At 41.6% G+C, this 24,653-nt stretch carries 20 protein-coding genes; 6 read left to right on the top strand and 14 right to left on the bottom strand.

The genetic code is table 11. The features are described 5' to 3' along the window. Positions 1-2 precede the first annotated feature (2 nt). Positions 3-1,424, top strand: coding sequence for a DUF389 domain-containing protein (locus tag ACXYMT_RS15015; protein ID WP_459059898.1), 1,422 nt, complete (start codon positions 3-5; stop codon positions 1,422-1,424). Here ACXYMT_RS15015 and ACXYMT_RS15010 read toward each other — a convergent pair. Next, positions 1,421-2,185, bottom strand: a complete 765-nt coding sequence (locus ACXYMT_RS15010) for an ABC transporter ATP-binding protein (RefSeq protein ID WP_459059897.1) — start codon at positions 2,183-2,185, stop codon at positions 1,421-1,423. The two genes, ACXYMT_RS15015 and ACXYMT_RS15010, sit on opposite strands and share 4 nt — an antisense overlap. Beyond that, complete coding sequence (locus ACXYMT_RS15005) at positions 2,185-2,922, bottom strand: MlaE family ABC transporter permease (RefSeq protein ID WP_459059896.1); 738 nt, start codon at positions 2,920-2,922, stop codon at positions 2,185-2,187. Before ACXYMT_RS15005 ends, ACXYMT_RS15010 begins: the two co-directional genes overlap by 1 nt. A gap of 111 nt (positions 2,923-3,033) precedes the next feature. On the opposite strand from ACXYMT_RS15005, the gene pafA reads away from it, so the two are divergent. Beyond that, complete coding sequence (gene pafA, locus ACXYMT_RS15000; RefSeq protein ID WP_459059895.1) at positions 3,034-4,698, top strand: alkaline phosphatase PafA; 1,665 nt, start codon at positions 3,034-3,036, stop codon at positions 4,696-4,698. Here pafA and ACXYMT_RS14995 read toward each other — a convergent pair whose 3' ends face one another. The 4 genes from ACXYMT_RS14995 to gcvP form a co-directional block, all read right to left on the bottom strand. Next, a complete protein-coding gene (locus ACXYMT_RS14995) occupies positions 4,699-5,547 on the bottom strand; it encodes a glycosyltransferase family 2 protein (protein WP_459059894.1) in 849 nt (282 codons plus the stop codon). It abuts the gene before it with no gap. A 96-nt stretch (positions 5,548-5,643) separates the two neighbouring features. After that, the gene (locus ACXYMT_RS14990) at positions 5,644-6,168 is read right to left on the bottom strand and encodes a methyltransferase domain-containing protein (protein WP_459059893.1); all 525 of its coding nucleotides are present in this window, start codon (positions 6,166-6,168) and stop codon (positions 5,644-5,646) included. A gap of 1 nt (position 6,169) precedes the next feature. Then, the gene (locus tag ACXYMT_RS14985; protein ID WP_459059892.1) at positions 6,170-7,228 is read right to left on the bottom strand and encodes a 3-oxoacyl-ACP synthase III family protein; all 1,059 of its coding nucleotides are present in this window, start codon (positions 7,226-7,228) and stop codon (positions 6,170-6,172) included. Positions 7,229-7,455: 227 nt separating this feature from the next. Then, positions 7,456-10,305, bottom strand: a complete 2,850-nt coding sequence (gene gcvP, locus ACXYMT_RS14980; RefSeq protein WP_459059891.1) for an aminomethyl-transferring glycine dehydrogenase — start codon at positions 10,303-10,305, stop codon at positions 7,456-7,458. Between the two features lie 115 nt (positions 10,306-10,420). Between gcvP and ACXYMT_RS14975 the strand changes: the two genes are divergently transcribed. Then, a complete protein-coding gene (locus tag ACXYMT_RS14975) occupies positions 10,421-11,233 on the top strand; it encodes a UbiA prenyltransferase family protein (RefSeq protein WP_459059890.1) in 813 nt (270 codons plus the stop codon). On the opposite strand, the gene ACXYMT_RS14970 is transcribed toward ACXYMT_RS14975, so the two are convergent. The 5 genes from ACXYMT_RS14970 to ACXYMT_RS14950 form a co-directional block, all read right to left on the bottom strand. Continuing rightward, a complete protein-coding gene (locus tag ACXYMT_RS14970) occupies positions 11,219-11,479 on the bottom strand; it encodes a hypothetical protein (RefSeq protein WP_459059889.1) in 261 nt (86 codons plus the stop codon). The two genes, ACXYMT_RS14975 and ACXYMT_RS14970, sit on opposite strands and share 15 nt — an antisense overlap. A gap of 1 nt (position 11,480) precedes the next feature. Further along, positions 11,481-12,032, bottom strand: a complete 552-nt coding sequence (locus ACXYMT_RS14965) for a sigma-70 family RNA polymerase sigma factor (protein ID WP_459059888.1) — start codon at positions 12,030-12,032, stop codon at positions 11,481-11,483. Between the two features lie 92 nt (positions 12,033-12,124). Further along, positions 12,125-14,158 carry a M3 family metallopeptidase gene (locus tag ACXYMT_RS14960; RefSeq protein WP_459059887.1) on the bottom strand — a complete coding sequence of 678 codons (2,034 nt, stop codon included), beginning with the start codon at positions 14,156-14,158 and terminating at the stop codon, positions 12,125-12,127. Between the two features lie 203 nt (positions 14,159-14,361). Then, positions 14,362-14,847 carry a 5-(carboxyamino)imidazole ribonucleotide mutase gene (purE, locus tag ACXYMT_RS14955; RefSeq protein ID WP_459059886.1) on the bottom strand — a complete coding sequence of 162 codons (486 nt, stop codon included), beginning with the start codon at positions 14,845-14,847 and terminating at the stop codon, positions 14,362-14,364. A gap of 28 nt (positions 14,848-14,875) precedes the next feature. Beyond that, the gene (locus ACXYMT_RS14950) at positions 14,876-16,033 is read right to left on the bottom strand and encodes a 5-(carboxyamino)imidazole ribonucleotide synthase (RefSeq protein WP_459059885.1); all 1,158 of its coding nucleotides are present in this window, start codon (positions 16,031-16,033) and stop codon (positions 14,876-14,878) included. A gap of 128 nt (positions 16,034-16,161) precedes the next feature. Between ACXYMT_RS14950 and ACXYMT_RS14945 the strand changes: the two genes are divergently transcribed. The 3 genes from ACXYMT_RS14945 to ACXYMT_RS14935 are packed head-to-tail and all read left to right on the top strand — an operon-like array spanning position 16,162 to position 18,888. Further along, positions 16,162-17,271: an adenylate kinase gene (locus ACXYMT_RS14945; RefSeq protein ID WP_459059884.1), complete on the top strand. Its 1,110-nt coding sequence runs from the start codon at positions 16,162-16,164 to the stop codon at positions 17,269-17,271. Between the two features lie 29 nt (positions 17,272-17,300). Beyond that, a complete protein-coding gene (obgE, locus tag ACXYMT_RS14940; protein WP_459059883.1) occupies positions 17,301-18,308 on the top strand; it encodes a GTPase ObgE in 1,008 nt (335 codons plus the stop codon). A 58-nt stretch (positions 18,309-18,366) separates the two neighbouring features. Beyond that, positions 18,367-18,888 (top strand): DUF4136 domain-containing protein, encoded by a 522-nt coding sequence (locus ACXYMT_RS14935; protein ID WP_459059882.1) that lies wholly within the window; start codon positions 18,367-18,369, stop codon positions 18,886-18,888. Between the two features lie 89 nt (positions 18,889-18,977). Here the strand turns inward: ACXYMT_RS14935 and ACXYMT_RS14930 are convergent, their stop codons facing one another. The 3 genes from ACXYMT_RS14930 to ACXYMT_RS14920 form a co-directional block, all read right to left on the bottom strand. After that, positions 18,978-20,669, bottom strand: coding sequence for an OmpA family protein (locus tag ACXYMT_RS14930; RefSeq protein ID WP_459059881.1), 1,692 nt, complete (start codon positions 20,667-20,669; stop codon positions 18,978-18,980). 12 nt (positions 20,670-20,681) lie between these two features. After that, the gene (locus tag ACXYMT_RS14925; RefSeq protein WP_459059880.1) at positions 20,682-21,620 is read right to left on the bottom strand and encodes a PorP/SprF family type IX secretion system membrane protein; all 939 of its coding nucleotides are present in this window, start codon (positions 21,618-21,620) and stop codon (positions 20,682-20,684) included. 20 nt (positions 21,621-21,640) lie between these two features. Beyond that, positions 21,641-24,653 (bottom strand): T9SS type B sorting domain-containing protein (locus ACXYMT_RS14920; RefSeq protein ID WP_459059879.1); only part of this gene is annotated, 3,013 nt, incomplete at its 5' end.

The raw sequence follows: 24,653 nt of genomic DNA, 5'->3' as shown, positions 1-24,653 counted from the left end.
GAATGGAAAACAATTCAGCCAGTAGTACATCAATACCTTCAGGTGAAGGGAAGGGTAAAACCGTTCTTAAGAGTATTAAGGAATTTCTTCGGGAGCTTCTCGATATTCATGAGGATACCGACAGGGAAACAACGCTTGAAACTGTTAAGCGGGACATTTCGTTTAAAGGGCATAATGCATGGATCCTTGTCTTCTCAATTTTTGTGGCCTCCATTGGTCTCAACGTAAGTAGTACTGCTGTAGTCATTGGTGCCATGTTGATCTCGCCGCTAATGGGACCAATTGTCGGGATAGGCTTTTCTGTTGCTATTAATGATATTGACACTTTAAAGCGAAGCCTCGTCAACCTTGGAGTAATGGTGGTGTTAAGTGTGCTTACGGCATATCTATATTTCCTCATTTCTCCTATTAAAGAAGAAACTCCGGAACTGGTGGCAAGGACTTACCCTACGATTCTTGATGTGCTGGTAGCGATCTTTGGTGGAATGGCCTTGATTGTTGCAAAGACCAAAAAAGGAGCAATAGCAAGTGTGATCATGGGGGTAGCTATTGCTACAGCTCTTATGCCACCGCTCTGTACGGTAGGATATGGGTTGGCAACCGCCCAGTGGCAATATGCCGGGGGAGCTCTTTACCTGTTCTCTATTAATTCGGTGTTCATCGCCCTTTCTACCTTTTTAGTAGCGAAACTTCTACGTTTTCCACTGGTCAAATACGCCAACAGTAAACATCGTCGCAACACAGCACGTTTAGCTTCCCTAATCGCGGTACTGGTGATGATCCCCAGTATTGTTCTTTTTGTAAACCTATTGAGGGAGCAGGTTTTTGTGAGTAAGACTAAGGAATTTGTGAATCAGGTAATAGATTATCCGGGAGCAGAGGTGGTAAAATTTGATCAGAATTACAAAACGAAGATCATTGAGATCTATTTAATAGGACGTACGGTTCCCCGGGAACAAATAGATCAATGGGTACAGCAGATAAAAGAAGTACCCAACTTTGAAGACGTGGTGCTGCAAGTGCATCAGGGTTCCGATCAATCTTCTGAATTGGCAACCCGACTTTCAACAGAGGTCAGAGCGGGAATTCTGGAAGATCTATATGTGCGAAATCAACAAGTTGTGGAAGACAAGGATAAGAGAATTCAGCTATTGGAGCAGGAGCTTTTGAAGTACAGAAGTGCAGGAATTCCTTTTGCTGCTGTTTCAAAAGAGGCTAAGATCAATTATTCCGGAATTGAGGAGATGAGCTATGCCAATAATATTGTCACCAATTTCTCAAAGATCGATACCATTCCAACTTTCAATGTGAGGTGGTCATCAGACCTTAGTACAGCTGTAAGAAGGGCAGAGAGAAATAAACTTGAGCGATGGCTGCAGGTGCGGTTGGCACTGGATACGCTAACTGTACGAACACTTAATTAGAGCCCCTTCTGCTGGGCATCCCGTACTTTTCGAAACAAATCAGATGAATAGACGAAATCTGTTACTGCTTCGTCTTCGGTTTTAAATACACCACTCTTATCTCCTTTCCATGCCAGAACTCCGTCCTTTAAAAAAGCAATATTTTCTCCTATTTCCAGAACAGAATTCATGTCGTGAGTAATAACTACTGTAGTGATGTCATACTCCACTGTAAGTTCATGAATCAAATTATCAATAACAGTAGCGGTCCGTGGATCCAATCCTGAGTTAGGTTCATCACAGAACAGGTATTTGGGACGGTTGACAATTGCTCTCGCAATTGCTACCCTCTTTTGCATACCACCACTTATCTCTGCAGGATATTTTCGACCAGAATCAACAAGGTTTACCCGCTCTAAAACTTCATCAACTCTTTTCTGCAATTCCCTTTTCTTCTTTCTTGTAAACATTCGTAAGGGAAACATTACGTTCTCTTCAACGGTCATTGAATCAAATAATGCTCCTCCCTGGAACAGCATTCCCATTTCCTGTCGCAGTTCCCGCTTTTGCTCATCTGAAAAAGAAGAATAGGGTTTACCATCATATTCTATGGTACCTTTATCAGGAGTAATTAGTCCAAGCATGCTTTTGACCAGGACACTCTTACCGGAACCTGACTGCCCAATTACAAGGTTTGTTTTACCAGTTTCAAAAACAAAGTCTATACCCTTGAGAATTTGCTCATCACCAAAACCTTTATGTAAATCTTTTACTTCTATCATTAGCTGAGTAGTAACTGAGTAATAATGTAATTCATAACAATAATGACCACACTGGTCCAGACAAAGGAGGTCGTGCTGGCTTTTCCAACTTCAAGGGAGCCGCCTTTCATATAGTAGCCATGATAAGATGGTATTGTAGCAAGAATAAAGGCAAAAACAAAGGTCTTAAAGAAGGAGTAGAAAAGATGAAATGGATCAAACTCCTCCTGAAGGCCCTGTAAAAAAATATCTGCCGGTACAAACCCACCCATTACGGCTGCAGTGTAAGCTCCAAGAATTCCCAGGAACATTGAAATAGCAATGACAAATGGATAGGTGAGCATTGCAATGATCTTTGGGAAAACCAAGTAATTCAAAGAGTTGATCCCCATTACTTCGAGGGCATCAATTTGTTCGGTCACTCTCATTGAACCAATACTGGATGTGATAAAGGAACCAACTTTTCCCGCCATGATAATTGATATAAAAGTGGGCGAGAATTCAAGAATAATAGATTGTCTTGCTGCAAAAGCGATCAGGCTTTTAGGAATCAATGGATTATTTAAATTGAGGGCTGTTTGAAGTGCCACAACTCCTCCAATAAAAAAGGATAAAAATGCGACTATTCCTAGAGAGCCAATAACGAGCTCATCTATTTCCTTAAAGATTAATTCTTTTAAGACACTGCGTTTGGTCATTCTCCCAAACACACCCTTTAACATCAAGAAATATTCCCCGATCGACTGCAGGTACCTCATTTTAAGCTTTTGTTGCGGCTAAAATACTAATTTTTTAAAGGAATGTATTTAAGCTTAACTTAATCTTAAACCCATAGAACTTTGTATTTTTGCAGCATAAAATTTACCCAAATGAGATATTTTATCCCCCTTCTCTTTTTAATCTTTTTTGTTTCTAATTCATACGCCCAGAAAACCGACCAAAGACCATTTAATGCAGATAAAGATCTATATGCAAATCCAAAACTCGTAGTTGGAGTGGTGGTAGATCAAATGCGCTATGATTATATAACCAGATTTTGGAACCACTATGGAAATGATGGCTTTAAAAGGCTAGTTTCTAAAGGTTTTAATCTTCGTAATAATCATTTCAATTATATTCCTACTTACACCGGGCCGGGACATGCTTCTGTTTATTCCGGAGCTGCGCCGGGAACGCATGGAATCATCGGGAATAACTGGTATGATAAATTTGATGAAGAATATGTCTACTGTGTGGAAGATAGTTCAGTAGAGCCTATAGGTACTTCCGATGATGCCGGAAAGATGTCTCCACATCGCTTGATCACCACCACGGTTGCTGATGAGAACCGCCTGCACACCCAAATGAAAGGAAAGACCATAGGTATTGCTCTTAAGGACCGGGGTGCAGTCCTACCCGCAGGTCATACGGCAAATGCTGCTTATTGGTTCCACGGAAGAGATGAAGGTAAATGGATCACCAGTTCATTCTACACTCAGGAGCTGCCGGACTGGGTGGAGAAATTCAACTCCTCAGGTAAGGTAGATTCTTATCTTAAGCCATGGACCACCCTTGCAGATGTCGATACTTATGTAGAAAGTGGAGTGGATATCAACCTTTTTGAAGGAGGGTTTTCAGGCAAGGAAGACACAGGTTTTCCTTATGATCTCAAGGCTTTAAAAGATAACAACGGAGGCTATGATATTGTAAAGGTAATTCCGTATGGGAACAGCCTTACTACAGATTTTGCGATCGCTGCACTGGATGGGGAGCAGCTGGGAGAGGATGATCATACCGATTTTCTTACGGTAAGCTATTCTTCAACAGATTATGTGGGCCATAACTTTGGCGTGAACTCAAAGGAAATTCAGGATGCATATTTGCGTTTGGATCAGGATCTGGCGAGACTTCTTAAGGCCCTGGACGAAAAAGTAGGGGAAGGGAATTATACTCTTTTCCTTACTTCCGATCATGGTGGAGTTCATGTCCCTGCTTATCTTGAGTCAGTGAAGATCCCTTCCGGATACTTTGACTGGGATAAATTAAAAAAAGAACTCAATATTTTCCTTAGCGGAAAATTTAACAGCGAAGATCTTATAGAGAATACCTCTAATAATCAGATCTTCCTGGATTATGATGAGGTGCTAAAAATGGAAGTTTCTTCTGAAGAAATTCAGCGGGAGATTGCACACTTTCTTTTGCAATACGAGAGGGTCAACAGGGTATTTACGAGAGAGCAACTGCAGTCGGCCAACTTTACAGAAAAGATCGCATCGGCTGTAGACAATGGATTTAACCAAAAAAGGAGCGGAGATGTCATTCTTATTTTGGAACCCTCGGTGATTTCTTATTCCAGAACAGGTTCCACCCATGGTTCGGGAAATAACTATGACACTCACGCACCTCTTATCTTCTACGGAAAAGGTATCAAAGCCGGTAATAGCCTTGAGAGAACAGAGATCGTTGATATAGCTCCAACTATTTCGGCCTTACTGGGAATTCCGTTTCCGAATGGGGCGACAGGTAGACCGTTACACATGGTAATGGAAGAGTAGCTAAAATATCTTTGACAGCATTTTTTTATAACGAAGCCTTCTAATGAAGGCTCCTTCTTTTTCACCTACCAAAAATGGCATTTTTGAGGCCTTTGCTTTTCTGAAGCCTTTAAGGTAATCAAGAGCCAACTTAGGATCCCCTTTTTTTAGAGCAAGTTTGACGGAGGCTATAGCTGTTATGAACCAGCCGTAACGCAATTTATAAAAAGCCTCTCCCTGTTTCCACTTTGCAGCTTTGTTGTAGGTAAACCCGGTAGGACGCAGATGCTTTACTGCTAAAGAAGGATCTGTTTTTATTGTCCACCCGTGATATTGTGCCAGGAGCTCATCTACCGTATCCCAGCCCATGGAGGGTTTTAGTCCTCCAATATCTTCAAAACAAGCTTTACGATAGGCCTTTAATGCGCCCCGAATATGGTCCTTATCGGTGAGGCTTTCCAGCTTCCATAAGCCATCTTTCTCCAGGTGACAAAAACCTCCCACCATTCCCACTTTTGGGTCTTTTAAAAAGTGACTGCTTATGGTTTCAAGATAATTAACCGGAAAAATGAGATCGGCATCAAACTTACAGATCACATCATAGTCATTGTCCAGCTGAGAAAGTCCGTGGTTGAAAGCATTAACTACCTTACTTCCGGGTAAATGTGCTTCGGAAGAGGTAATATTGACAAGAGAGATGAAAGAAAACTTTTCAGCAAAATCTTTTACTATTTCGGCAGTTTCGTCGGAAGACTGATCGTTCACCACCAGCAGCTCGTCCGGCTTCAGGCTTTGTTCTGAAAGGGATTTTAGAGTGCGCCCGATAAATTCAGCTTCATTGTGCGCGGGAATGATGATGTAGAATTTCAAATGAGCAGAAACTTTCAGCTAAATTACAATTTTTGAGCAGGTATTGACGGAAAGAATTCGTAGAGAAAAAAGAGGTGTCAAAAATGACATTTTTGACTATGCTTTTCTTTCGGCATAAACAGCATAGTAGCGCGGAGTAAAAGTTCGCAGCAGAGGTCGTATCCCGATCTTTTTTACCGGATTGGTCCATTTGTGGCGCTCCTTTATCTCCCAACCTGCTTTTTCCAGCAACCAGTCGAATTGCCAGTCTTCAAATTCGTGGAAATGTCGATCCCATTTATCAGTTTTGCTGCGGTAGGCAGGAGAGAACCACAACCTCAAAGGTACGCTGGCTACCAGTTTTTTCGCCTGAATGTCTCTCAGGACATTAAACGGAGCCAACAGGTGTTCAAAGATCTCAAAGGCAGTGACAATTTCTGCAGGAGAATTTTTAACGCTGTCGGTATTCAGGTCAAGATCTTCCCCCTGAGTATTCGTGACAGTATAATTATGTTCTCGCATTACTTTCGAAAAAGGATTATCTACCCCGAGATCCAAAATACTGGCGGGAGGAGGAGCAACTTTTTCTAAGAATTGGATGGTTTCCTTATAGCGCTTGTTCGGAAAGGTATTTTCGTACATTCTAGAACTGGTACACGATAGCATTAATGTTCATTCCCGCTCCAACACTCGCCAGGATGATCACATCTCCTTTATGTAAAGATTGTCCTTCCATTTTTCCCTTAAGGATGAGGTCGAGTAGGGTAGGAACAGTGGCGACGCTACTATTGCCCAGTTTATCTATACTCATAGGCATGATACCTTCGGGAACCGGCATTTGATAAAGTCTGTAAAAGCGCTTTATAATAGCTTCATCCATCTTTTCATTGGCCTGGTGAATAAGTATTTTTTTAACGTCTTCTATTTTCTTTCCACTGTTCGCAAGGCAGGTTCTCATTGCATCCGGAACATGGCTCAGAGCAAATTCGTAGATCTTACGGCCGTGCATTTTTATATAGCGGCGGTCATCCTTAGCTTCACGATTGTTGGATTTTCCAAAGAAGATGAAGTTTGCTTCTTCAAAGGAATATGTTGCACTTTCATGAGAGAGAATTCCACCGGTTTCTTCACTGGCTTCGATCACAGTAGCTCCTGCACCATCTGAATAAATCATGGAGTCCCTGTCGTGTTTATCGACAACTCTTGAAAGGGTTTCAGATCCTATAACAAGGCATTTTTTTGCCATGCCGCTTTGAATAAAGGCCTTAGCCTGTATCACGGCTTCTACCCAGCCCGGGCACCCAAAAAGGATATCGTAAGCCACACACTTCGGGTTTTTGATACGAAGCTTGTGCTTTACTCTGGTAGCCAAACTTGGCACGGTATCGCTCTGCATGTCGTTATGAAGCACGTCACCATAGTTATGGGCAACGATCAAGTAATCCAGTTCTTCAGGATCTATTCCAGCGTCTTCAATAGCGCTATTAGCTGCCAGATAAGCAATGTCGGAGTTGTTAAGTTCGTTATGTATGTAACGTCTCTCGGCAATCCCGGTAATAGCCTTGAACTTCTCAATTATTACCGTATTGGACTGCGGAAAATTAGATCCGTCCTCATATAAAAATTCATGCTTTTGAAAGTCTGAATTTTTTTCAATTCTGCTTGGGATGTAGCTACCTACTCCTGTGATTTTTATGCTCATTCTGTGTCACTTATAGGGTCGACAAGTATCAAAATTAGTAAATGTTATGCCGGTTTCCCTACATTTTTTGCATTAAAAATTTACTTTTGCGGCATCTTTAAAAGATCGCGGCAAAATTTTTTTAATGATCAAAAATTAAGAGAAATATTGTCTTTTAGTTAAGAAGTTGTTAAGGGTGTTTGAGTAAAAAAAGACCGAAGGTGGTGTTCCTTCGGTCTTTTAACTTTTTAATCTTCCATATATTCCTCTATGGGAGCACAGGTGCAGATAAGATTTCGATCTCCGAATGCTTCATCTACTCTTCGAATAGAAGGCCAGAATTTATTTTCAGCTACATATTCAAGTGGATAAGCTGCTTTCTCCCTGGTATAAGGGAAATTCCACTCATCTGCGGTTAGCATACCCAAAGTATGCGGAGCATTTTTCAAAACATTATTTGGTTCTTCGGCAGTTGCTTCCTCAATCTCTTTTCTAATCGAGATCAATGCGTCGCAGAACCTGTCCAATTCAGCTTTACTTTCGCTTTCTGTAGGTTCGATCATAAGGGTGCCTGCAACCGGGAATGAAACTGTTGGTGCGTGAAAGCCATAGTCAATAAGCCTTTTGGCAATATCAGTAACTTCAATGCCTTTTGCTTTGAAAGGACGGCAATCCACAATCATCTCGTGGGCAGCTCTACCACATTCTCCGCTATAGAGGGTCTTGTAATGTTCTTCGATACGGGCTTTGATGTAGTTTGCATTTAAAATAGCAAACTGGGTAGATCTTTTAAGGCCTTCTGCTCCAAGCATCTTGATGTATCCGTAAGAGATAAGGCATACCAGGGCAGAACCCCATGGAGCTGCAGAAATAGCTGTTATGGCATCATCTCCTCCTGTTTGAATTACAGGGTTCCCCGGAAGGAAAGGCACCAGTTGCTTCGCAACGCAAATAGGGCCAACCCCGGGACCACCACCCCCGTGAGGAATAGCAAAGGTCTTGTGCAGGTTGAGGTGACAAACGTCGGCACCAATGGCACCGGGGCTGGTTAAACCAACCTGGGCATTCATATTTGCACCGTCCATATAGACCTGTCCGCCAAATTCATGGATAATATCGATGATCTCAACAATAGCCGACTCAAATACGCCGTGCGTAGAAGGATAGGTGACCATTAAGGCTGCCAGATTATCCTTGTGCTTTAAAGCTTTTTCTCTTAGATCGTCAACATCGATGTTCCCGGTATCGGTTGACTTAGTCACCACTACTTTCATTCCGGCCATAACCGCCGAAGCAGGGTTAGTTCCATGTGCAGAAGAAGGTATCAAACAGATATTTCTGTGAGACTCACCTCTTGATTCATGGTACTTACGAATTACCATAAGACCTGCATATTCTCCCTGAGCACCGGAGTTTGGCTGCAGTGAAGTACCTGCAAAACCTGTGATCTCGGTAAGTTGTTCTTCAAGCTTCTTAAGAACTATTTGATATCCTTCTGCCTGCTCTACAGGTACAAATGGATGAATATTCCCCCACTGCGGATAGCTTATTGGAAGCATCTCGGCAGCGGCATTCAGCTTCATTGTACATGAGCCAAGAGAGATCATGGAATGGTTAAGGGAAAGATCCTTACGCTCCAGTTTTTTGATGTATCTCATTAACTCAGTTTCTGAATGATATGAGTTGAAAACATCATTTTTCAAAAACTCAGTTTTACGCTCTACAGAAGTAGGGATATGATTCTCTTTCGAAAATTCTGAAACTTTCATGGTTTCCTTTCCTGCAGCTTCAGCAAAAATGGAAATGATGGTGTTGATATCATCCAGATTTGTTGCTTCATGAACAGAAATTGATACTACATCTGCAGCAGGATAGTAGAAATTAACCTGATTTTCTTCTGCGATCGTCCTGATCTTCGCTGCATCAGCTTTTACCAGAACTGTATCAAAGTAGGTTGAATTCAGCTGAGAGAAACCGAGTTTTTCAACATTTTCAGCAACTGTGACTGCAGCACTGTGAACCCTTCCGGCAATAAATTTCAAGCCGCGTGGTCCGTGATAAACGGCATACATTCCTGCCATGACAGCAAGCAGTACCTGTGCAGTACAAATGTTTGAAGTCGCCTTATCTCTTTTAATGTGCTGCTCCCTGGTTTGAAGAGCCATACGCAGGGCGAAATTACCATCGGTATCTTTGGTAACCCCAATGATCCTTCCAGGGATATTTCTTTTATACTCCTCCTTAGTTGCAAAGAAAGCAGCGTGAGGACCTCCGTAACCTAAAGGAATCCCAAAGCGCTGAGTGGTTCCTACTACCACATCAACTCCGAACTCTCCCGGAGCTCTAAGTTTAACAAGGCTAAGAATATCTGCAGCAACTGCAGTTTTTATATTATTTTCTTTTGCTTTTTTTACGAAGTCGGCATAATCATAAACCTGCCCCAGTTTGCCTGGATATTGAAGAATGACACCAAAGAAATCATTTGAAAAATCAAATTCTTCGTGATCTCCAATAACAAGTTCAATTCCAAGGGGGATCGCCCTTGTCTTTAGAACGTCTATGGTTTGTGGTAGAACAGCCTCAGAAACAAAGAATTTTTTTACATCATTTTTCTTCTGCTCACGCTCCCGTACCTCATACAACAGCGACATTGCTTCGGCTGCAGCAGTGCTCTCGTCGAGTAATGAAGCGTTGGCCAGTTCCATACCTGTAAGATCGGCAACAACGGTCTGGAAGTTTAGGAGTGCTTCAAGTCTTCCCTGGGCGATTTCTGCCTGATACGGAGTATAAGCAGTATACCATCCCGGATTTTCCAGTATATTTCGCTGAATTACCGGAGGAGTAATAGATTCATGATAACCAAGACCTATATAGCTCCTGAAAATTTTATTTTTGGCTGCTAAAGAGATGCTGTGAGTGATGTATTCATTTTCACTCATTGCCGGAGCCAGGTTAAGTTCCTTTTTCAGGCGAATGTCATCGGGTAGGGTTTCATAAATGAGTTGATCCATAGAATCCACTCCTATTGTCTTGAGCATGTCCTGTAGATCATGCTCGCGAGGGCCTATATGACGTGTAGCAAAAGAATAAGTATTCATCTAATAAAAGTTGTGTTTTGAGCAGCGAAATTACACAATTTAGACCTAATCTTTAATGATTTACATCAGCAAGATTTGTTAAGGTTTTTCGCTTTTAAAACAGGAGGGTAATTGAGTGAAAAAAATAATTGATTTCTATATTAATAGCAGCATTCATGTGGCTTTGGCGGTAGTGTCACTAAGCCTTGTCACTATACTTGTATATGAGGTCGAAATTAGAGAAAACCTGTTGCTTTTTATCTTTTTTGGTACTGTGACCGGATATAATTTTGTGAAATACGCTGATGTAACAGGACTGCACCACCGGAGTCTGGCAAAAAGGCTGAAATTTATTCAGATTTTAACGCTCATTTGTTTCACCGCACTCACAGTAACGATCTTCTTTCTTAGCTTTGAAACTATTGTCTGGAGCGTCATATTTGGAGCCTTCACCCTTTTATATGCCCTTCCGGTCTTTAGCAAGCGGCGAAATTTAAGGAGCATCTCCGGACTTAAGATCTTTATCATAGCCTTTGTGTGGGCGGGAGTAAGTGTTGTTCTGCCGGTAACAGGTGCCAAAAATGTCATTTTTGAGGACCTTGTTTTGGAGTTCCTTCAGCGGTTCTTACTGGTCCTGGTGTGGATCCTGCCGTTTGAAATTCGGGATCTAAAATATGACCTTGAGCAACTGGGCACTATACCTCAAAGAATAGGGGTGACACCTACTAAAGTATTCGGTTTTATTTTACTTAGTCTGGTGATCCTTCTGGAGTTTCTTAAAGGTAATTTTTTATCGACATCCACTTTTGCACTGGTAGCTACTTGTATTATTACCGGCTTGTTTGTGGTGTTGAGCAGAGAGAAACAATCCCGCTATTTCACTGCATTTTGGATAGAAGCCATTCCTATATACTGGCTGGTTATTCTTGTGATGCTAAGAAGTTTTTGAATTCCCATTCTTGATCTTAGTCCTAAGAACTTCTTTTTCGTGGGAAGAACACTGCCTGATATCTGCCTTTTTTATAAGGCCGGTAAGTTTTTTATTGTTCTGGTAATAATCTTTACAGGTTCTGCAAAAGTAGAGATGAAGTCTTAATCTCCATTTTTCAAACAAACCGGCCTCTTGATATTCGGCTTTTGTGCAAACACTTGCTGCTTCTGCGCAACTTAGTTTCATAAGATTCAGTCCCTTCATATTAAAACCAGTTTTTCTCAAGACATTTGGCCAGAGAAGTCCTGGCTCTGTGAATTATTACCCAAAGGTTAGACGGTGTAATATCATATTCATTACATATAGTTTCAGTGTCTATTCCTTCAATAGTTTTCATTTTGAAAATTGTAGCCTGTTTTTCGTTCAGTTGATCGAGACATTCCAGAATGGCAAGTCCCAGTTCCCGGTTCTCCATCTGGTCTTCAGCGGTCATGTGAGAAAGATCTGCTACTTTTTCTTCCAGCCAGTCTCCTTCCTCTTCACTGTTGGGAAAATTTATTTTAACTTCTGCCTGTCCCTTAGCCGAATTGTTCTTGCGGTAATAGTCAATGATCTTTCTCTTGAGGATAGAAATTAACCAGGTTCTTTCTGAAGCCTCGCCCTTAAAATTCTTCATGGAATTCAAACCTGCCAAAAAGGTTTCAGAAATAATATCATTGGCAACCTCCCTGTCATTTACCCGCACAATCGTATAGTTGAACAGGTAATCTGCATACCGGTCAACCCATTTATCAGGATTAAGGCTATTTTCTTCCATCTCGTGGCTGGTTTCCCTCAAAAATAGGAAAAGATTTGGTTAAACTTTTACCAAACCTTTTCCTGTTATACTGTGAGATGTTGTTGGCTGAATTATTTCTTCGGAAGTAATCCCGCTCGTCTGAGCAATGCTTCGGGAGCAGCTTCTTTTCCTCGGAAGCGTTTGTATAGTGTTAGCGGATGCTCTGTTCCTCCTTGCGAAAGAATGGTCTCCCGGAATTTTTTTGCAGTTTCCCTGTCAAAAATGCCATTTTCAGTAAAGAATTCGAAAGCGTCTGCATCCAGTACCTCCGCCCATTTATAGGAATAATAGCCGGCAGCGTAACCTCCCTGGAAAATATGCGAAAAGGAGGTGCTCATACAATTCTCCTTGACCTCAGGATAAAGTTGCGTAGGCTCAAAAGCTTTTTCTTCATGAGCTTTGACATCCAGAATATCTGAAGGATCCTGGCTGTGCCAGCTCATGTCCAGCATTCCAAAGCTCAATTGCCTCATGGTAGCCATTCCTTCATGAAAAGTAGCTGAATCTTTGATCTTTTGGATCAATTCATCCGGAATCACTTCTCCCGTCTCATAATGTTTGGCGAAAAGCTTCAAGGCATCTTTTTCATAACACCAGTTTTCAAGCACCTGACTCGGAAGTTCCACAAAGTCCCAGAATACGTTGGTTCCTGAAATACTCGGGTAAACCGTGTCTGCCAACATACCGTGCAAGGCATGTCCAAACTCATGGAAAAGTGTAGTTACCTCATTAAAGGTAAGCAAAGAAGGTTCCTCGTCTGTAGGTTTGGTGAAGTTGCAGACAATGGAGATATGCGGCCGCTCATTTTTCTCTTTTTGGCGGTACTGAGATTTGTAAGAGGTCATCCATGCACCACCGCGCTTTCCTTCCCGGGGATGGAAGTCGGCATAGAAGAGGGAGATGTCGTTCCCGTCCTCATCTGTAACTTTATAGGTCTTTACTTCGGGATGGTAGATCTCCACTTCGAAAACCTCCTGGAATTTCAAGCCATAGAGCTTTTCGGCTACAATGAATACCCCGTTGATGACATTGTTCAATTCGAAGTAAGGCTTTAATTGCTCATCATCCAGATCGAAGAGTTTTTGCTTCAGTTTTTCTGAATAATAAGCGGCATCCCATTTTTCAAGCTGGTCTATGTTATCCAGCTCTTTGGCAAAGCTTTCCAGTTCTTTAAATTCTTCTTCGGCTGCAGGTTTGGCTTTTTCCAGTAACTCCTCCATAAAGGAATTGACTTTTTCGGGAGTTTCGGCCATTCGTTCCTCCAGTTTAAAGTGAGCATATGTTGGGTAGCCGAGTAGATTTGCTTTTTTGTGCCTAAGCCTTACAATTTGTAAAACATTTTCTTGATTGTCCAATTCATCGCCATGAAAGCCTTTGGCGCCAAAAGCAATAGCAAGTTTTTTTCGTAGGCCCCTGTTTTTGGCGTATTTCATAAAAGGAATGTAGCTAGGGTAGTGGAGGTTGAAGATCCAACCTTCCTTGTTCTTTTCCCTTGCCAGCATTTTGGCTGCAGTTCTTGCTCCTTTAGGAAGACCTTCAAGATCTTCTTCGTTGGTGAGGTGCAACTCATATTTATTTGTTTCCGCCAGTACGTTCTCACCGAAGTTAAGGCTTAGTGCAGCCAGCTTCTTATCCAAATCCCGTAGTTGTTTCTTTTTCTCATGATCAAGATTTGCTCCATTGCGGGTGAACATTTTATACTTTTTATCCAGCAAAGTATTCTGCTCTACATTCAGATCCAGAGAATCTTTCTTGTCATAAACTTCCTTTACCTTTTTGAAAAGTTCAGCATCCTGGATCACATCATTTTTAAAGTCTGTTAGAACCGGAGAGATCTCCTGCGCGAGCTTCTGAATTTCCTCATTGGTTTCGGCCGAATTGATATTGAAGAAAATACTGGTGATTCGATCCAGTTCTTCCCCGGCAAATTCCAAAGCTTCAATGGTATTCTCAAAAGTTGGAACTGCATTGGAAGAGGTGATCTTCTCAATATCTGCTTTGGCCCTGCGAATCGCTTCTTCTATTGCAGGTTTATAATGTTCGGTCTTTATTCTGGAAAATGGAGCAGTTTCAAAAGGCTCCAGTAATGGGTTTTTCTGATTCATATCAAATCTGATTTGCAATTTTTAAATACCCTTTAACGAAATTTTTTGAAAAAATTCGGAAGTTTCTAAATTTTTTACTTACTTCACATTTCGAAAAAATTTGTAATAGTAGCTTTTAGGTTTTTGATTAATATATTTAGAATGGTTAATAAATACTATTAAAACAACAAAATGCTACTTAAAAGCCACGTGAAAGCGTGGCTTTACTTTTTTACATTTTTGGCACCTTCAATGACTTTTTGCTTTAGGCTTTCCTTATAATCGACTATTTTTTGAAGCACTTTCTCATTTGCACTTCCCAAAATTTGTGCAGCAAGGATTCCCGCATTTTTTGCCCCGTTAAGAGCTACGGTTGCTACCGGCACTCCGCCGGGCATTTGGAGAATAGATAATACCGAGTCCCATCCATCTATTGAATTACTGGATTTAACGGGCACACCAATAACAGGGAGAGGTGACAGGGATGCGATCATTCCCGGAAGATGTGCAGCGCCTCCGGCTCCTGCAATAATTACGTTGAACCCCCTTTTGTGAGCGTTCTGGCCGTAGTCGAACAGTTTTTCCGGAGTGCGGTGAGCCGAAACTATATCCACTTCCACTTCAATATCAAAAGACTCTAAAATGTCAATTGCTTCCTGCATTACCGGCATATCGCTGGTGCTGCCCATGATGATCCCAACTTTACTCATATTTTTTTTCTTTGAACCTGTCTTTAAATTACTCACTCACAACCTTAATTGTCTTCTTCACTTCTTCAGCGATCCTGCGGGCTTCAGAAAGATCGGCATTTACTATTGTTACATGACCCATTTTTCTGAAAGGGCGGGTGATGTTCTTTCCGTAAATGTGAGGCGTAACTCCTTTAAGTTTCATTATTTCTGAAATATTCTCATAAACCACGTTTCCTTCAAAACCTTCTTCCCCTACCAAATTCACCATTACTCCGCCGGCTTTACTTTCTGTTTCTCCCAGCGGAAGGTCGAGAATAGCCCGTAAATGCTGCTCAAATTGATTAGTAAATGCAGCTTCTATGCTGTAGTGCCCGCTATTGTGAGGTCGGGGAGCTACTTCATTTACCAGGATCTCATCATTTCTGGTCTGAAACATTTCTACAGCCAGTAAACCTACATGTTGATATGCTGCGGAAACTTTTTCAGCTACTTTTCGTGCTTTTTGAGCAACATCAGCATCAATTCTCGCCGGGCAGACCACATATTCCACCTGATTGGCTTCAGGATGAAATTCCATTTCCACAACCGGATAAGTCTTTACCTCTCCTGAAGGATTGCGAGCCACGATTACAGCAAGTTCATTTTTAAAGGGAATAAGTTCTTCAGCAATACAGGCAATTTCAGGAAATTTTTCGGCTGTGATAATATCTTTTACTACGGCTACTCCCTTTCCATCATAACCACCTGTAGTGGCTTTCCAGACCAACGGCAGGGAAATTTCATCATTTTTAACACCTTCCAAAAATGCCATTTTTGAAGGGTATCTTTTAAACGGGGCCGTAGGAATTTTATGTTCTTCAAAAAAGCTCTTTTGAATGCCTTTGTCCTGGATCTTCTTCAAAGTTTGGGAAGATGGATAAACCTTGATCCCTTCCTGCTCCAGTTTTTCCAGAGCCTCTACGTTCACTCCTTCTATTTCAAAGGTTAGGACATCTGCTTTTCTTCCGAAGTTAAGAACGGTGTCAAAATCCATTAGGTCTCCCTGGAAGAATTCGTTGCAGGCAATTTTACAAGGTGCCTCTTCACTGGGATCAAGAACAACGGTTCGAATGTCAAATTTTCGGGTCTCGTAAAGCAGCATTTTTCCCAATTGCCCGCCACCAAGAATTCCGAGGGTAAATTTTGAAGAAAAGTAGTTGGTCATTTTTGAGCTATTTCAGCAAAAATAATTTTAAAAATCTGAAATGCCGTATGATTCATTTAGAAATGCATATTAGGTTACCTTTCAGGTTGAAATGAATATGTATCTTTGCTTCCCAAAAATATTTTGTTTTGGTTCAATTACACGATCTACAATTTACTCCTTTTATTTCTGAAGCCGAAATCAACCTCGGGATCGAGAAGGTGGCTGCGCAGGTAAATGCCGACTTTGATGGAAAAACACCTGTATTTCTGGGAGTTCTTAATGGAGCTTTTCTTTTTTCGGCCGAGCTTATCAAAAGGTTTAAGGGGGATTGTGAGGTCCACTTTGTAAAACTTAGTTCCTACGAAGGTACCGGCACTACCGGAACCGTGGAATCTTTAATGGGGTTGACAGTACCGCTTGAAGGTAGGGATGTGGTAGTTATTGAAGATATTGTTGACACAGGAAATACCCTGGAGAGCATCCATAAGATCCTTGAAAAGGAAAAGGTGAACCAATATAAGATCGCGACCTTATTTTATAAGCCGGATTCATACAAAAAAGAGCTTACTATAGATTATGTGGGGATGGAAATTCCAAACGATTTTATTGTGGGTTATGGACTTGATTACAATGGACTGGGCAGAAACCTTACCCAGGTCTATAAACTTAAAAATAGTAAAATGACAAACCTCGTGTTGTTTGGACCTCCTGGTGCAGGAAAGGGGACCCAGGCGTCAATTTTGAAAGCTCATTACAATCTGAAGCACATTTCTACCGGAGACGTTTTTAGGTACAATATTAAAAATGAAACCGAACTGGGAAAATTGGCTAAAGCCTATATGGACAAAGGTCAATTGGTACCCGATAGTGTTACTATTGATATGCTTAAAGCCGAGGTGCGGCAGGCAAAAGAGGGGAATGGTTTTATTTTCGATGGATTTCCCCGTACTGTTGCTCAGGCTGAAGCTTTGGCAGAATTTCTTCATGAGGAAGGAACAGAAGTAAGTGCAATGATCGCCCTTGAGGTTGATGATGAGATTCTTGTTGAGCGTTTACTGGAAAGAGGAAAAACATCGGGAAGACCCGATGATGCCAATGAGCTGGTAATTCGTAAGAGAATTAAGGTATATTACGAGGAAACTGCTATCTTAAAGCAGTTTTACTTAAAACAGAATAAATATTTTGGAGTGGACGGGGTAGGATCGATTGATGAAATTACTGCCCGTCTCAAAGAAGTTATTGACCAGCTGGTTTAATTAAACCAGCTGAAGAAAATTAGATTAGAATGACTGAGGGGAATTTTGTTGATTACGTTAAGATCCACGTTGCATCCGGAAATGGAGGAAAAGGATCTGCTCACCTGCACAGAGAGAAATATGTGGCAAAAGGTGGTCCCGATGGGGGAGATGGAGGCAGGGGAGGACATGTGATCATCAAAGGCAATAAAAATCTTTGGACCCTTTTTCATTTAAAGTTTAAAAGACATATCAAAGCAGGCCACGGGGAGCACGGAAGTAAACAACGCAGCACAGGTGGCGATGGGCAGGATGAAGTTGTAGATGTGCCGCTAGGCACGGTTATACGTGATACAGAAACCCAGGAAATCCTCCATGAGATCACAGAAGATGGACAGGAGATCATTGTAGCCGAAGGTGGAAAGGGGGGGCTTGGAAACTGGCATTTCAAATCCTCTACCAATCAAACTCCACGCTATGCACAACCCGGAATTCCGGGAGAGGAGCAGGACATCACTCTTGAACTAAAGATTCTTGCCGATGTTGGCCTGGTAGGTTTCCCTAATGCGGGAAAATCAACCTTACTGTCAGTTATCACTGCCGCCAAGCCTAAAATAGCCGACTATGAGTTCACAACCCTCAAACCAAATCTTGGTATTGTAGAATACCGGGACTTCAAAACCTTTGTAGTAGCAGATATCCCCGGAATTATTGAGGGTGCTGCTGAAGGAAAGGGGATAGGCCATAGATTCCTTAGGCACATTGAACGTAATTCAACATTGTTATTTTTAATTCCTGCAGATGCAAAGGATATTAAAAAGCAATACGAAATCCTTTTGGATGAGCTTAGACGCTATAATCCTGAAATGCTGGACAAGGACAGGCTTATTGCGATCTCAAAGAGTGATATGCTCGATAGTGAATTAAAGCAGGAAATGAAGGCAGAACTCGATAAAAACTTAGAAGCTCCTTACCTGTTTATCTCCTCTGTCGCTCAACAGGGTCTTACGGAGCTCAAGGATAAGCTTTGGGAAATGCTAAATAAGGAAGCTGTTTAATTCCTGTTAATATCTTCATTTTCAGTCGTGTTTTCTTTAAATTTAAAGAAAACACGCTATGAAATTTTTAAAGATCCTTTTCATTTGTTTCCTTTTTCAATCTTGTGGAGGTCCGCGTGCTGTCTATGATTATGATGAAAATATTGACTACAGCTCTTACTCATCTATTGCACTTTACCCCCAAATCCAGACAGGTTTAAGTCAACTGGATGAAAAGAGACTTTTCAGCAGTGTCCAATCTGCTTTGGAAAGCCGGAATCTTGCTGCTAATGTCTCTCCCGATCTTTTTTTGAATATATACACTGAAGAATATCAGGAGCCAACCAGGAACAGTGTTGGGGTAGGAATTGGCGGTACAGGCAGAAACGTAGGAGTAGGAATAAGTGGCGGAATTCCCATTGGTGGCCCTGAGAATTATTTAAGACTGACTTTTGACCTTGTGGATGTAAAGACTGATGATCTTGTTTGGCAGGCTGTGGTAGATAGTAAGTATGATCCCGATGCACGTCCAGAGGCCAGGCAGGAACTGTTTGATAAAATGGTGGAGGAAGCACTACAGGGATACCCTCCAAAAAAGTAATTTTTGAACGGTCTTAATTGCAAATATTGCAAATAAAAAGGCCCTGATCTCTCAGGGCCTTTTCTTTGGCTGGTTAGTTAAATCGTAGCCTAATTTTCCTCATCCTCGGCAGCCTCTGGCTGATCTTGAAGTTTAGGAGTAATGTTTCCGGTTATTTCAGTGAATTCGCTTCTTCTGTTACGAGCGTATTCAGCTTCAGTACACATATTTGGTCTTGTACAATCGTTCAATGGTACTTCTTCACCATAACCCTTAGGCACAAGTCTATCTCTACTGATTCCCTGGCTCACAAGGTACTCAAGAGTTGACTCGGCACGACGCTGAGAAAGATCCATGTTGTATTTGTTAGAACCACGTGCATCGGCATGAGATCCAATCTCTATCTTCAACATTGGATAGTTCTTCATGATCTCTGCTACACGATTAAGAGTAGGTTCAGACTCAGGCTTAATTGTAGCCTTATCAAAGTCGAAATAGATATTTCCGACACCGGCAATTTGTCTTCTTCCGGTTTCAGGATTGATCTCCATTTCCTCTTTTGGAAGGATTGGAGGGGTATAGTCTTCTCTGGTGAAAGCGTAAAGGTTATCTGATCCTCTTCTGTTTGAAGCCAGATATCCTTTTTCTTCACCTTCCTTCAGTACAAAAGCGAAATCATCAAATTCACTGTTTAAAGAGTTCCCAAGGTTTTGAGCCTTTCCAAAAGTGCCATTTTCCTGTTCACTTTTGAAAACATCAAGATTTCCATAGCCCATATGACCATCAGAAGTGAAGTACAGAGTGCCATCATTTGCGATGTAAGGGAACTGCTCACGGTGAGCGGTGTTAACATTTGGGCCAAGATTTACAGGTTGTCCAAAGGTGCCATCTTCGTTTACAGCAACGCTGTAGATATCGAAAGATCCCATTGATCCAGGCATATCACTGGCAAAGTACAAAGTAGAGCCATCCTGACTAAGGGTTGGATGTTCAACAGAATACTGGTCACTTGTGAAAGGTAATGCTTCAATGTTGGTCCACTCCCCGTCTACCATCTCGGCGCGATAGATCCTAATCGTAGCTACAGGCACTTCTGCCCAGTCTACTTTTACTCTTCTTGAGTTCGTGCGGTCAAAATACATAGTCTTTCCATCGCTGGAGAATGCAGCCGAACTTTCGTGGGTATCGGTATTGATCTTGTCGTTAAAAAGTTCGATGTTGCTAAGCTTTCCGTCATCATCTATATTGGCAACATAGAGGTCCAGATATGGCTTTTGATTCCATGCATAAATTGGACGGCTCGAGTTTCTGGTAGATGCGAAAACTATTTTATCTCCCATAAAAGTGATTCCGAAATCACTAGAGGCTGCATTCTGCATTACCTGGTTTGTAGTGTAGGTATGAGATACGGCAGTGTCAAGTTTGGAAGTCCATTCTTCAAAATCAACGGTTTTATTCCAGTACTGACTAAAATACTCATCTGCTTCGTCGTCCTTTCCGGTCGCACGCAAAGCGTGGGCAAATCTAAAGGAGTATTCAGGCGCAATGCTGCCGTCATTGAATTTCAGAAATAGGTCGCGATATGCTTCTGCTGCATTACCCATTCGGTTAGTAAAGAAGTAGGAATCACCTAAATTTTGCAGGACCATTTGATCCTTATCCTGAACTAACCTATAAGCTTCAGAAGCATCCATATATGCTCTTTGATTAAATAGGCGGTTAGCTTTCTTTACCTGTGAACTCTGGGCCACAGCCGAGAATCCGATAAGGATCGCTAAAAGTGTTGTATAAAGTTTTTTCATGTTTCTTAGGTTTTAGAAGAATCTTGGGGATACGTTATAACCTTTTGAAAGGCCAAGCAGGTCAAGGTCAAACAGCACCATGATCTCGTGGGTACCGTCATTGAAGTCACTCAGGTTACCTGTGGTGTAATCATATGCGTAACCTATTCTAAGCTCCGGAGTCACTCGGAAGTTTACCAGACCACTTATAGTTTCATCGAAACGATAAGCTACACCTGCTTCAAAACGATTATAAAGAAGCACGTTTGCAGTAACATCAACAGATAGCGGTGCTCCTTCTACCGCTCGTGCCATAAATGCAGGCTTAAGCTTTAGATTCTGGTTAAGGTCAAATACGTAACCTCCAGTTAAGAAGTAGTGAATATTTTCCTCACCTAAACGTGCCAATCCTGTTTCATTCTCAAGATGCTTTGAAGTAAAGATGTTTGGAGCAGACAAACCTACATAGTAGTTATCCCCAAACCAATAGGCACCAACTCCAAAATTTGGAAAAGCTTCGCTAATGTTCTGCATTGCGGGATCTCCACCTTGGTTTGTAGTTAGACGAGTTAGATCTGCGTCAAAGAAGGTTACCCCGGCTTTTACTCCAAAGGACAACTTTGAAGTTTCAGATACGGGAAGGATGTAATTGACATCGGCGTAAAGGTTATTTTCTTTCACGATATCACCAATCTCGTCATGAACTATTGATAGGCCGGCCTCCAGTCTTTCAGTAAGACCAGTTTTGGCAAAAAAGTTGGCGGTTTCCGGGGCTCCTTCTATTCCGGCCCATTGATTCCTGTAGATCCCGCCTACATTTAGCATTCCCAGGTCATCTATAGCATAAGCGGGGTTTATCACGCTCATGTTATACATGTATTGGGTATACATAGGATCTTGTTGAGCATTACCCTTTAATGAAAAAAGGGTAATGCAAGCAACTGTAAAAATTTTTATAAATGAATTTCTCATGTGTTTCGAATATTTCAAAATTATCTGCTTAAGTAGACTCTACCTTGAGTTGGCGCTGTTTGTCCGTCGTTGAAATACAGGATGTAGAAATATACACCTGCCGGTAGTACTCCGCTTCCGAAAGAACCTTCAGTTGAAGTTCCATCCCATCCCTGGCTTTCTCCTGCCTGACCTTTATAAACAGGTTCTCCCCATCTATTATAGATCTCCATATTGTGGTTAGGATATTCAGAGCTCAAGTTCATTACTACAAACCTGTCGTTCATGCCGTCTCCATTTGGAGAGAAGGCCTCTGGGATCATGATTTCACATACTTCCAACGTAACAGTTACAGCAAGTCTCTGCGAACTCTCACAACCTGTTGTGGCATCTGTGGCAGCTGCGTAGTAAGTAGTGTTGTTTTGCAGAACAGTATTTTGAGGTACTGTTTGCGTTCCTGTAGCTGTAGTGTACCAAGTAATATTACCGGTTGCGGTTACATTTTCCTGAAGTTCAGCAATTGTTGCACCATCAAACTCACAGAAAACGTCACCTCCTGTTGTCAAGGTAGGAGCAGTTGCGTCATCAAGAGTTACAGTGATCGCAGCAGCTTCAGATTCACATCCTGCAGCATTTGTTTGAGTAATATAATAAGTGCCTTCTACCAGTTCATCTGTATCTGCAGCTGGAGTTTCAAGAGCTTCATCAGAGTAAACACTAAAAGTTGCTCCATCTTCTCCTGTAATATCAAGGTCTGCTACAGTAGCACCTGTTACAACACAATCGTTGAAATCGGTTACTGTTGGAGCAGCTGGATTATCAGATACTGTTACTGTAACAGAAGGTCTGTCATCACAGGTTCCTTCTATGGGACCTGCAAAGTATACAGTTCCGTCTACAAGAACAGCAGTTGCATCAAGAGCATCCATTCCGTCTGCCGAAGAATACCAAAGTACTCCTGCCGGAGCAAGGTCTGCAACTGTTGGTGCATCTCCACAAAAAGTTTGCTCAGTTTCGGTCACTTCAGGACAATTTGGTTCCTGAGTTCCAATTACGATAGTGACAGTAGCTGAAGCGGAACATCCATTTTCGCTAGTTACGGTATATGTATATATACCTTCTTCATCTGTTGCAGGATCAAAAGTTCCATCAACTTCTTCTCCATCAAAAGTCCAGGTGCCACCAGCTTCTGCATCCTCGCCTAGTTCAGCGAATAAATTAACCGTCTCTGTTGTGCCTTCTTCAAGATTAACAGTAGTGCTTTGGCCTGGATTGGGATTTTCCAGCACAGTAACTGTAAGTTCAGCAGAATCCTGGCAATCACCCGTTCCAACAGTATAGGTTGTAGTAAAGTCACCAAAATTGCTTTGGAAGTTGTACTGATCAATTATCTGTTGAATAGTAGGATTGAATGTTCCTGTTCTATCTACACCAGCTTCAAGTAAATTGAGATATAGATTTCGAACTCCTGTATTTGAAAGATTTCGGACTTCTGAATTACAAACAGTTCTAGAATTGTCTGCACCTGCATTTGCTGAGTTTTGGCCATTTATGATTATAGTAAGCTGTGCTGACTCTTCACACCCCGTTCCCTTACCTACAGTATAGGTTGTGCTGAAAGTTCCGGCACCATCACTGTTGTTAATTTGAGTTGTTAACTCTGTTATACTCGGATTGAATGTACCTCCCGCAACACCAGTAACAAGGTTTGAAAAGATATCTTCCACCTCACTTGAAGTAATGCTGATTGTATCCAGACATATTTCTGTGTTAGTGTTATCCTCTCCGGCTGCACCATCTCCTATAACTGTAACTGAGAGAACTGCTGAATCTTCACAGGTAGTACCTTGTCCTACTGTATAAGTAGTGGAATAAGTTCCGATTCCATCACCAGAATTAAATTGCGCAGTTATTTCTGCGAAACTTGGAACGAAGTTTCCTCCTGCAGTAGCATCATCATCTAGTAAATTTTCGAAAACAGCGCGAACCTGATCTTCATTAGCAGTTTCTGCTAATTCGCTTCTACAAAAAACCGTAGCAGTATTATCTTCACCTGCGTTTCCTTCACTACCAGTAATAGTTACTGCAAGTTCAGCTGAATCTTCACATCCCGTTCCCTTACCTATAGTATAGGTTGTGCTGAAAGTTCCGGCACCATCACTGTTGTTAATTTGAGTTGTTAACTCTGTTATACTCGGATTGAATGTACCTCCCGCAACACCAGTAATAAGGTTTGAAAAGATATCTTCCACCTCACTTGAAGTAATGCTGGTTGTATCCAGGCATATTTCTGTGTTAGTGTTATCCTCTCCGGCTGCACCATCTCCTATAACTGTTACTGAGAGAATTGCTGAATCTTCACAGGCAGTACCTTGTCCTACTGTATAAGTAGTGGAATAAGTTCCAATTCCATCACCAGAATTAAATTGCGCAGTTATTTCGGCCATAGTTGGAGCGAAATTTCCTCCTGCAGTAGCATCATCATCTAGTAAATTTTCGAAAACAGCGCGAACCTGATCTTCATTAGCAGTTTCTGCTAATTCGCTTCTACAAAAGACCGTAGCAGTATTATCTTCACCTGCGTTTCCTTCACTACCAGTAATGGTTACTGCAAGTTCAGCTGAATCTTCACATCCCGTTCCCTTACCCACAGTATAGGTTGTGCTAAAAGTTCCGGCACCATCACTGTTGTTGAGTTGAGTTTTCAATGCTTCAATAGAAGGATTGAAAGTACCTCCTGTGATTCCGCCAGTAATAAGAGCCATGAATATTTCTTCAACTTCACTAGAAGAAACATTTTCGGTATCTAAACAAATTTCAGTATCAGTGTTATCTTCACCGGCAGCATTATCTCCAATAACAGTTACTGAAAGTATTGCTGAATCCTCACAAGCTGTACCTTGTTCTATTATATAAGTAGTGGAATAAGTTCCGATTCCATCACCAGAATTAAATTGCGCAGTTATTTCGGCCATAGTTGGAGAGAATTCGCCACCTGCAGTAGCGTCATCATCTAGTAAATTCTCAAAAACAGCGCGAACCTGATCTTCATTA

The sequence above is a fragment of the Salinimicrobium sp. CAU 1759 genome (genome assembly GCF_054482715.1).
The sequence above is the reverse complement of the archived record's forward strand: the minus strand, read 5'-3'. Positions and strand labels throughout refer to the sequence as shown.

Bases quoted from the DNA above. Each gene is read 5' to 3' on its own strand.
- ACXYMT_RS15015 (WP_459059898.1), top strand. From the start codon at position 3: ATGGAAAACAATTCAGCCAGTAGTACATCAATACCTTCAGGTGAAGGG.
- ACXYMT_RS15010 (WP_459059897.1), bottom strand. From the start codon at position 2,185: ATGATAGAAGTAAAAGATTTACATAAAGGTTTTGGTGATGAGCAAATT.
- ACXYMT_RS15005 (WP_459059896.1), bottom strand. From the start codon at position 2,922: ATGAGGTACCTGCAGTCGATCGGGGAATATTTCTTGATGTTAAAGGGT.
- pafA (WP_459059895.1), top strand. From the start codon at position 3,034: ATGAGATATTTTATCCCCCTTCTCTTTTTAATCTTTTTTGTTTCTAAT.
- ACXYMT_RS14990 (WP_459059893.1), bottom strand. From the start codon at position 6,168: ATGTACGAAAATACCTTTCCGAACAAGCGCTATAAGGAAACCATCCAA.
- ACXYMT_RS14985 (WP_459059892.1), bottom strand. From the start codon at position 7,228: ATGAGCATAAAAATCACAGGAGTAGGTAGCTACATCCCAAGCAGAATT.
- gcvP (WP_459059891.1), bottom strand. From the start codon at position 10,305: ATGAATACTTATTCTTTTGCTACACGTCATATAGGCCCTCGCGAGCAT.
- ACXYMT_RS14970 (WP_459059889.1), bottom strand. From the start codon at position 11,479: ATGAAGGGACTGAATCTTATGAAACTAAGTTGCGCAGAAGCAGCAAGT.
- ACXYMT_RS14965 (WP_459059888.1), bottom strand. From the start codon at position 12,032: ATGGAAGAAAATAGCCTTAATCCTGATAAATGGGTTGACCGGTATGCA.
- ACXYMT_RS14960 (WP_459059887.1), bottom strand. From the start codon at position 14,158: ATGAATCAGAAAAACCCATTACTGGAGCCTTTTGAAACTGCTCCATTT.
- purE (WP_459059886.1), bottom strand. From the start codon at position 14,847: ATGAGTAAAGTTGGGATCATCATGGGCAGCACCAGCGATATGCCGGTA.
- ACXYMT_RS14950 (WP_459059885.1), bottom strand. From the start codon at position 16,033: ATGACCAACTACTTTTCTTCAAAATTTACCCTCGGAATTCTTGGTGGC.
- obgE (WP_459059883.1), top strand. From the start codon at position 17,301: ATGACTGAGGGGAATTTTGTTGATTACGTTAAGATCCACGTTGCATCC.
- ACXYMT_RS14935 (WP_459059882.1), top strand. From the start codon at position 18,367: ATGAAATTTTTAAAGATCCTTTTCATTTGTTTCCTTTTTCAATCTTGT.
- ACXYMT_RS14930 (WP_459059881.1), bottom strand. From the start codon at position 20,669: ATGAAAAAACTTTATACAACACTTTTAGCGATCCTTATCGGATTCTCG.
- ACXYMT_RS14925 (WP_459059880.1), bottom strand. From the start codon at position 21,620: ATGAGAAATTCATTTATAAAAATTTTTACAGTTGCTTGCATTACCCTT.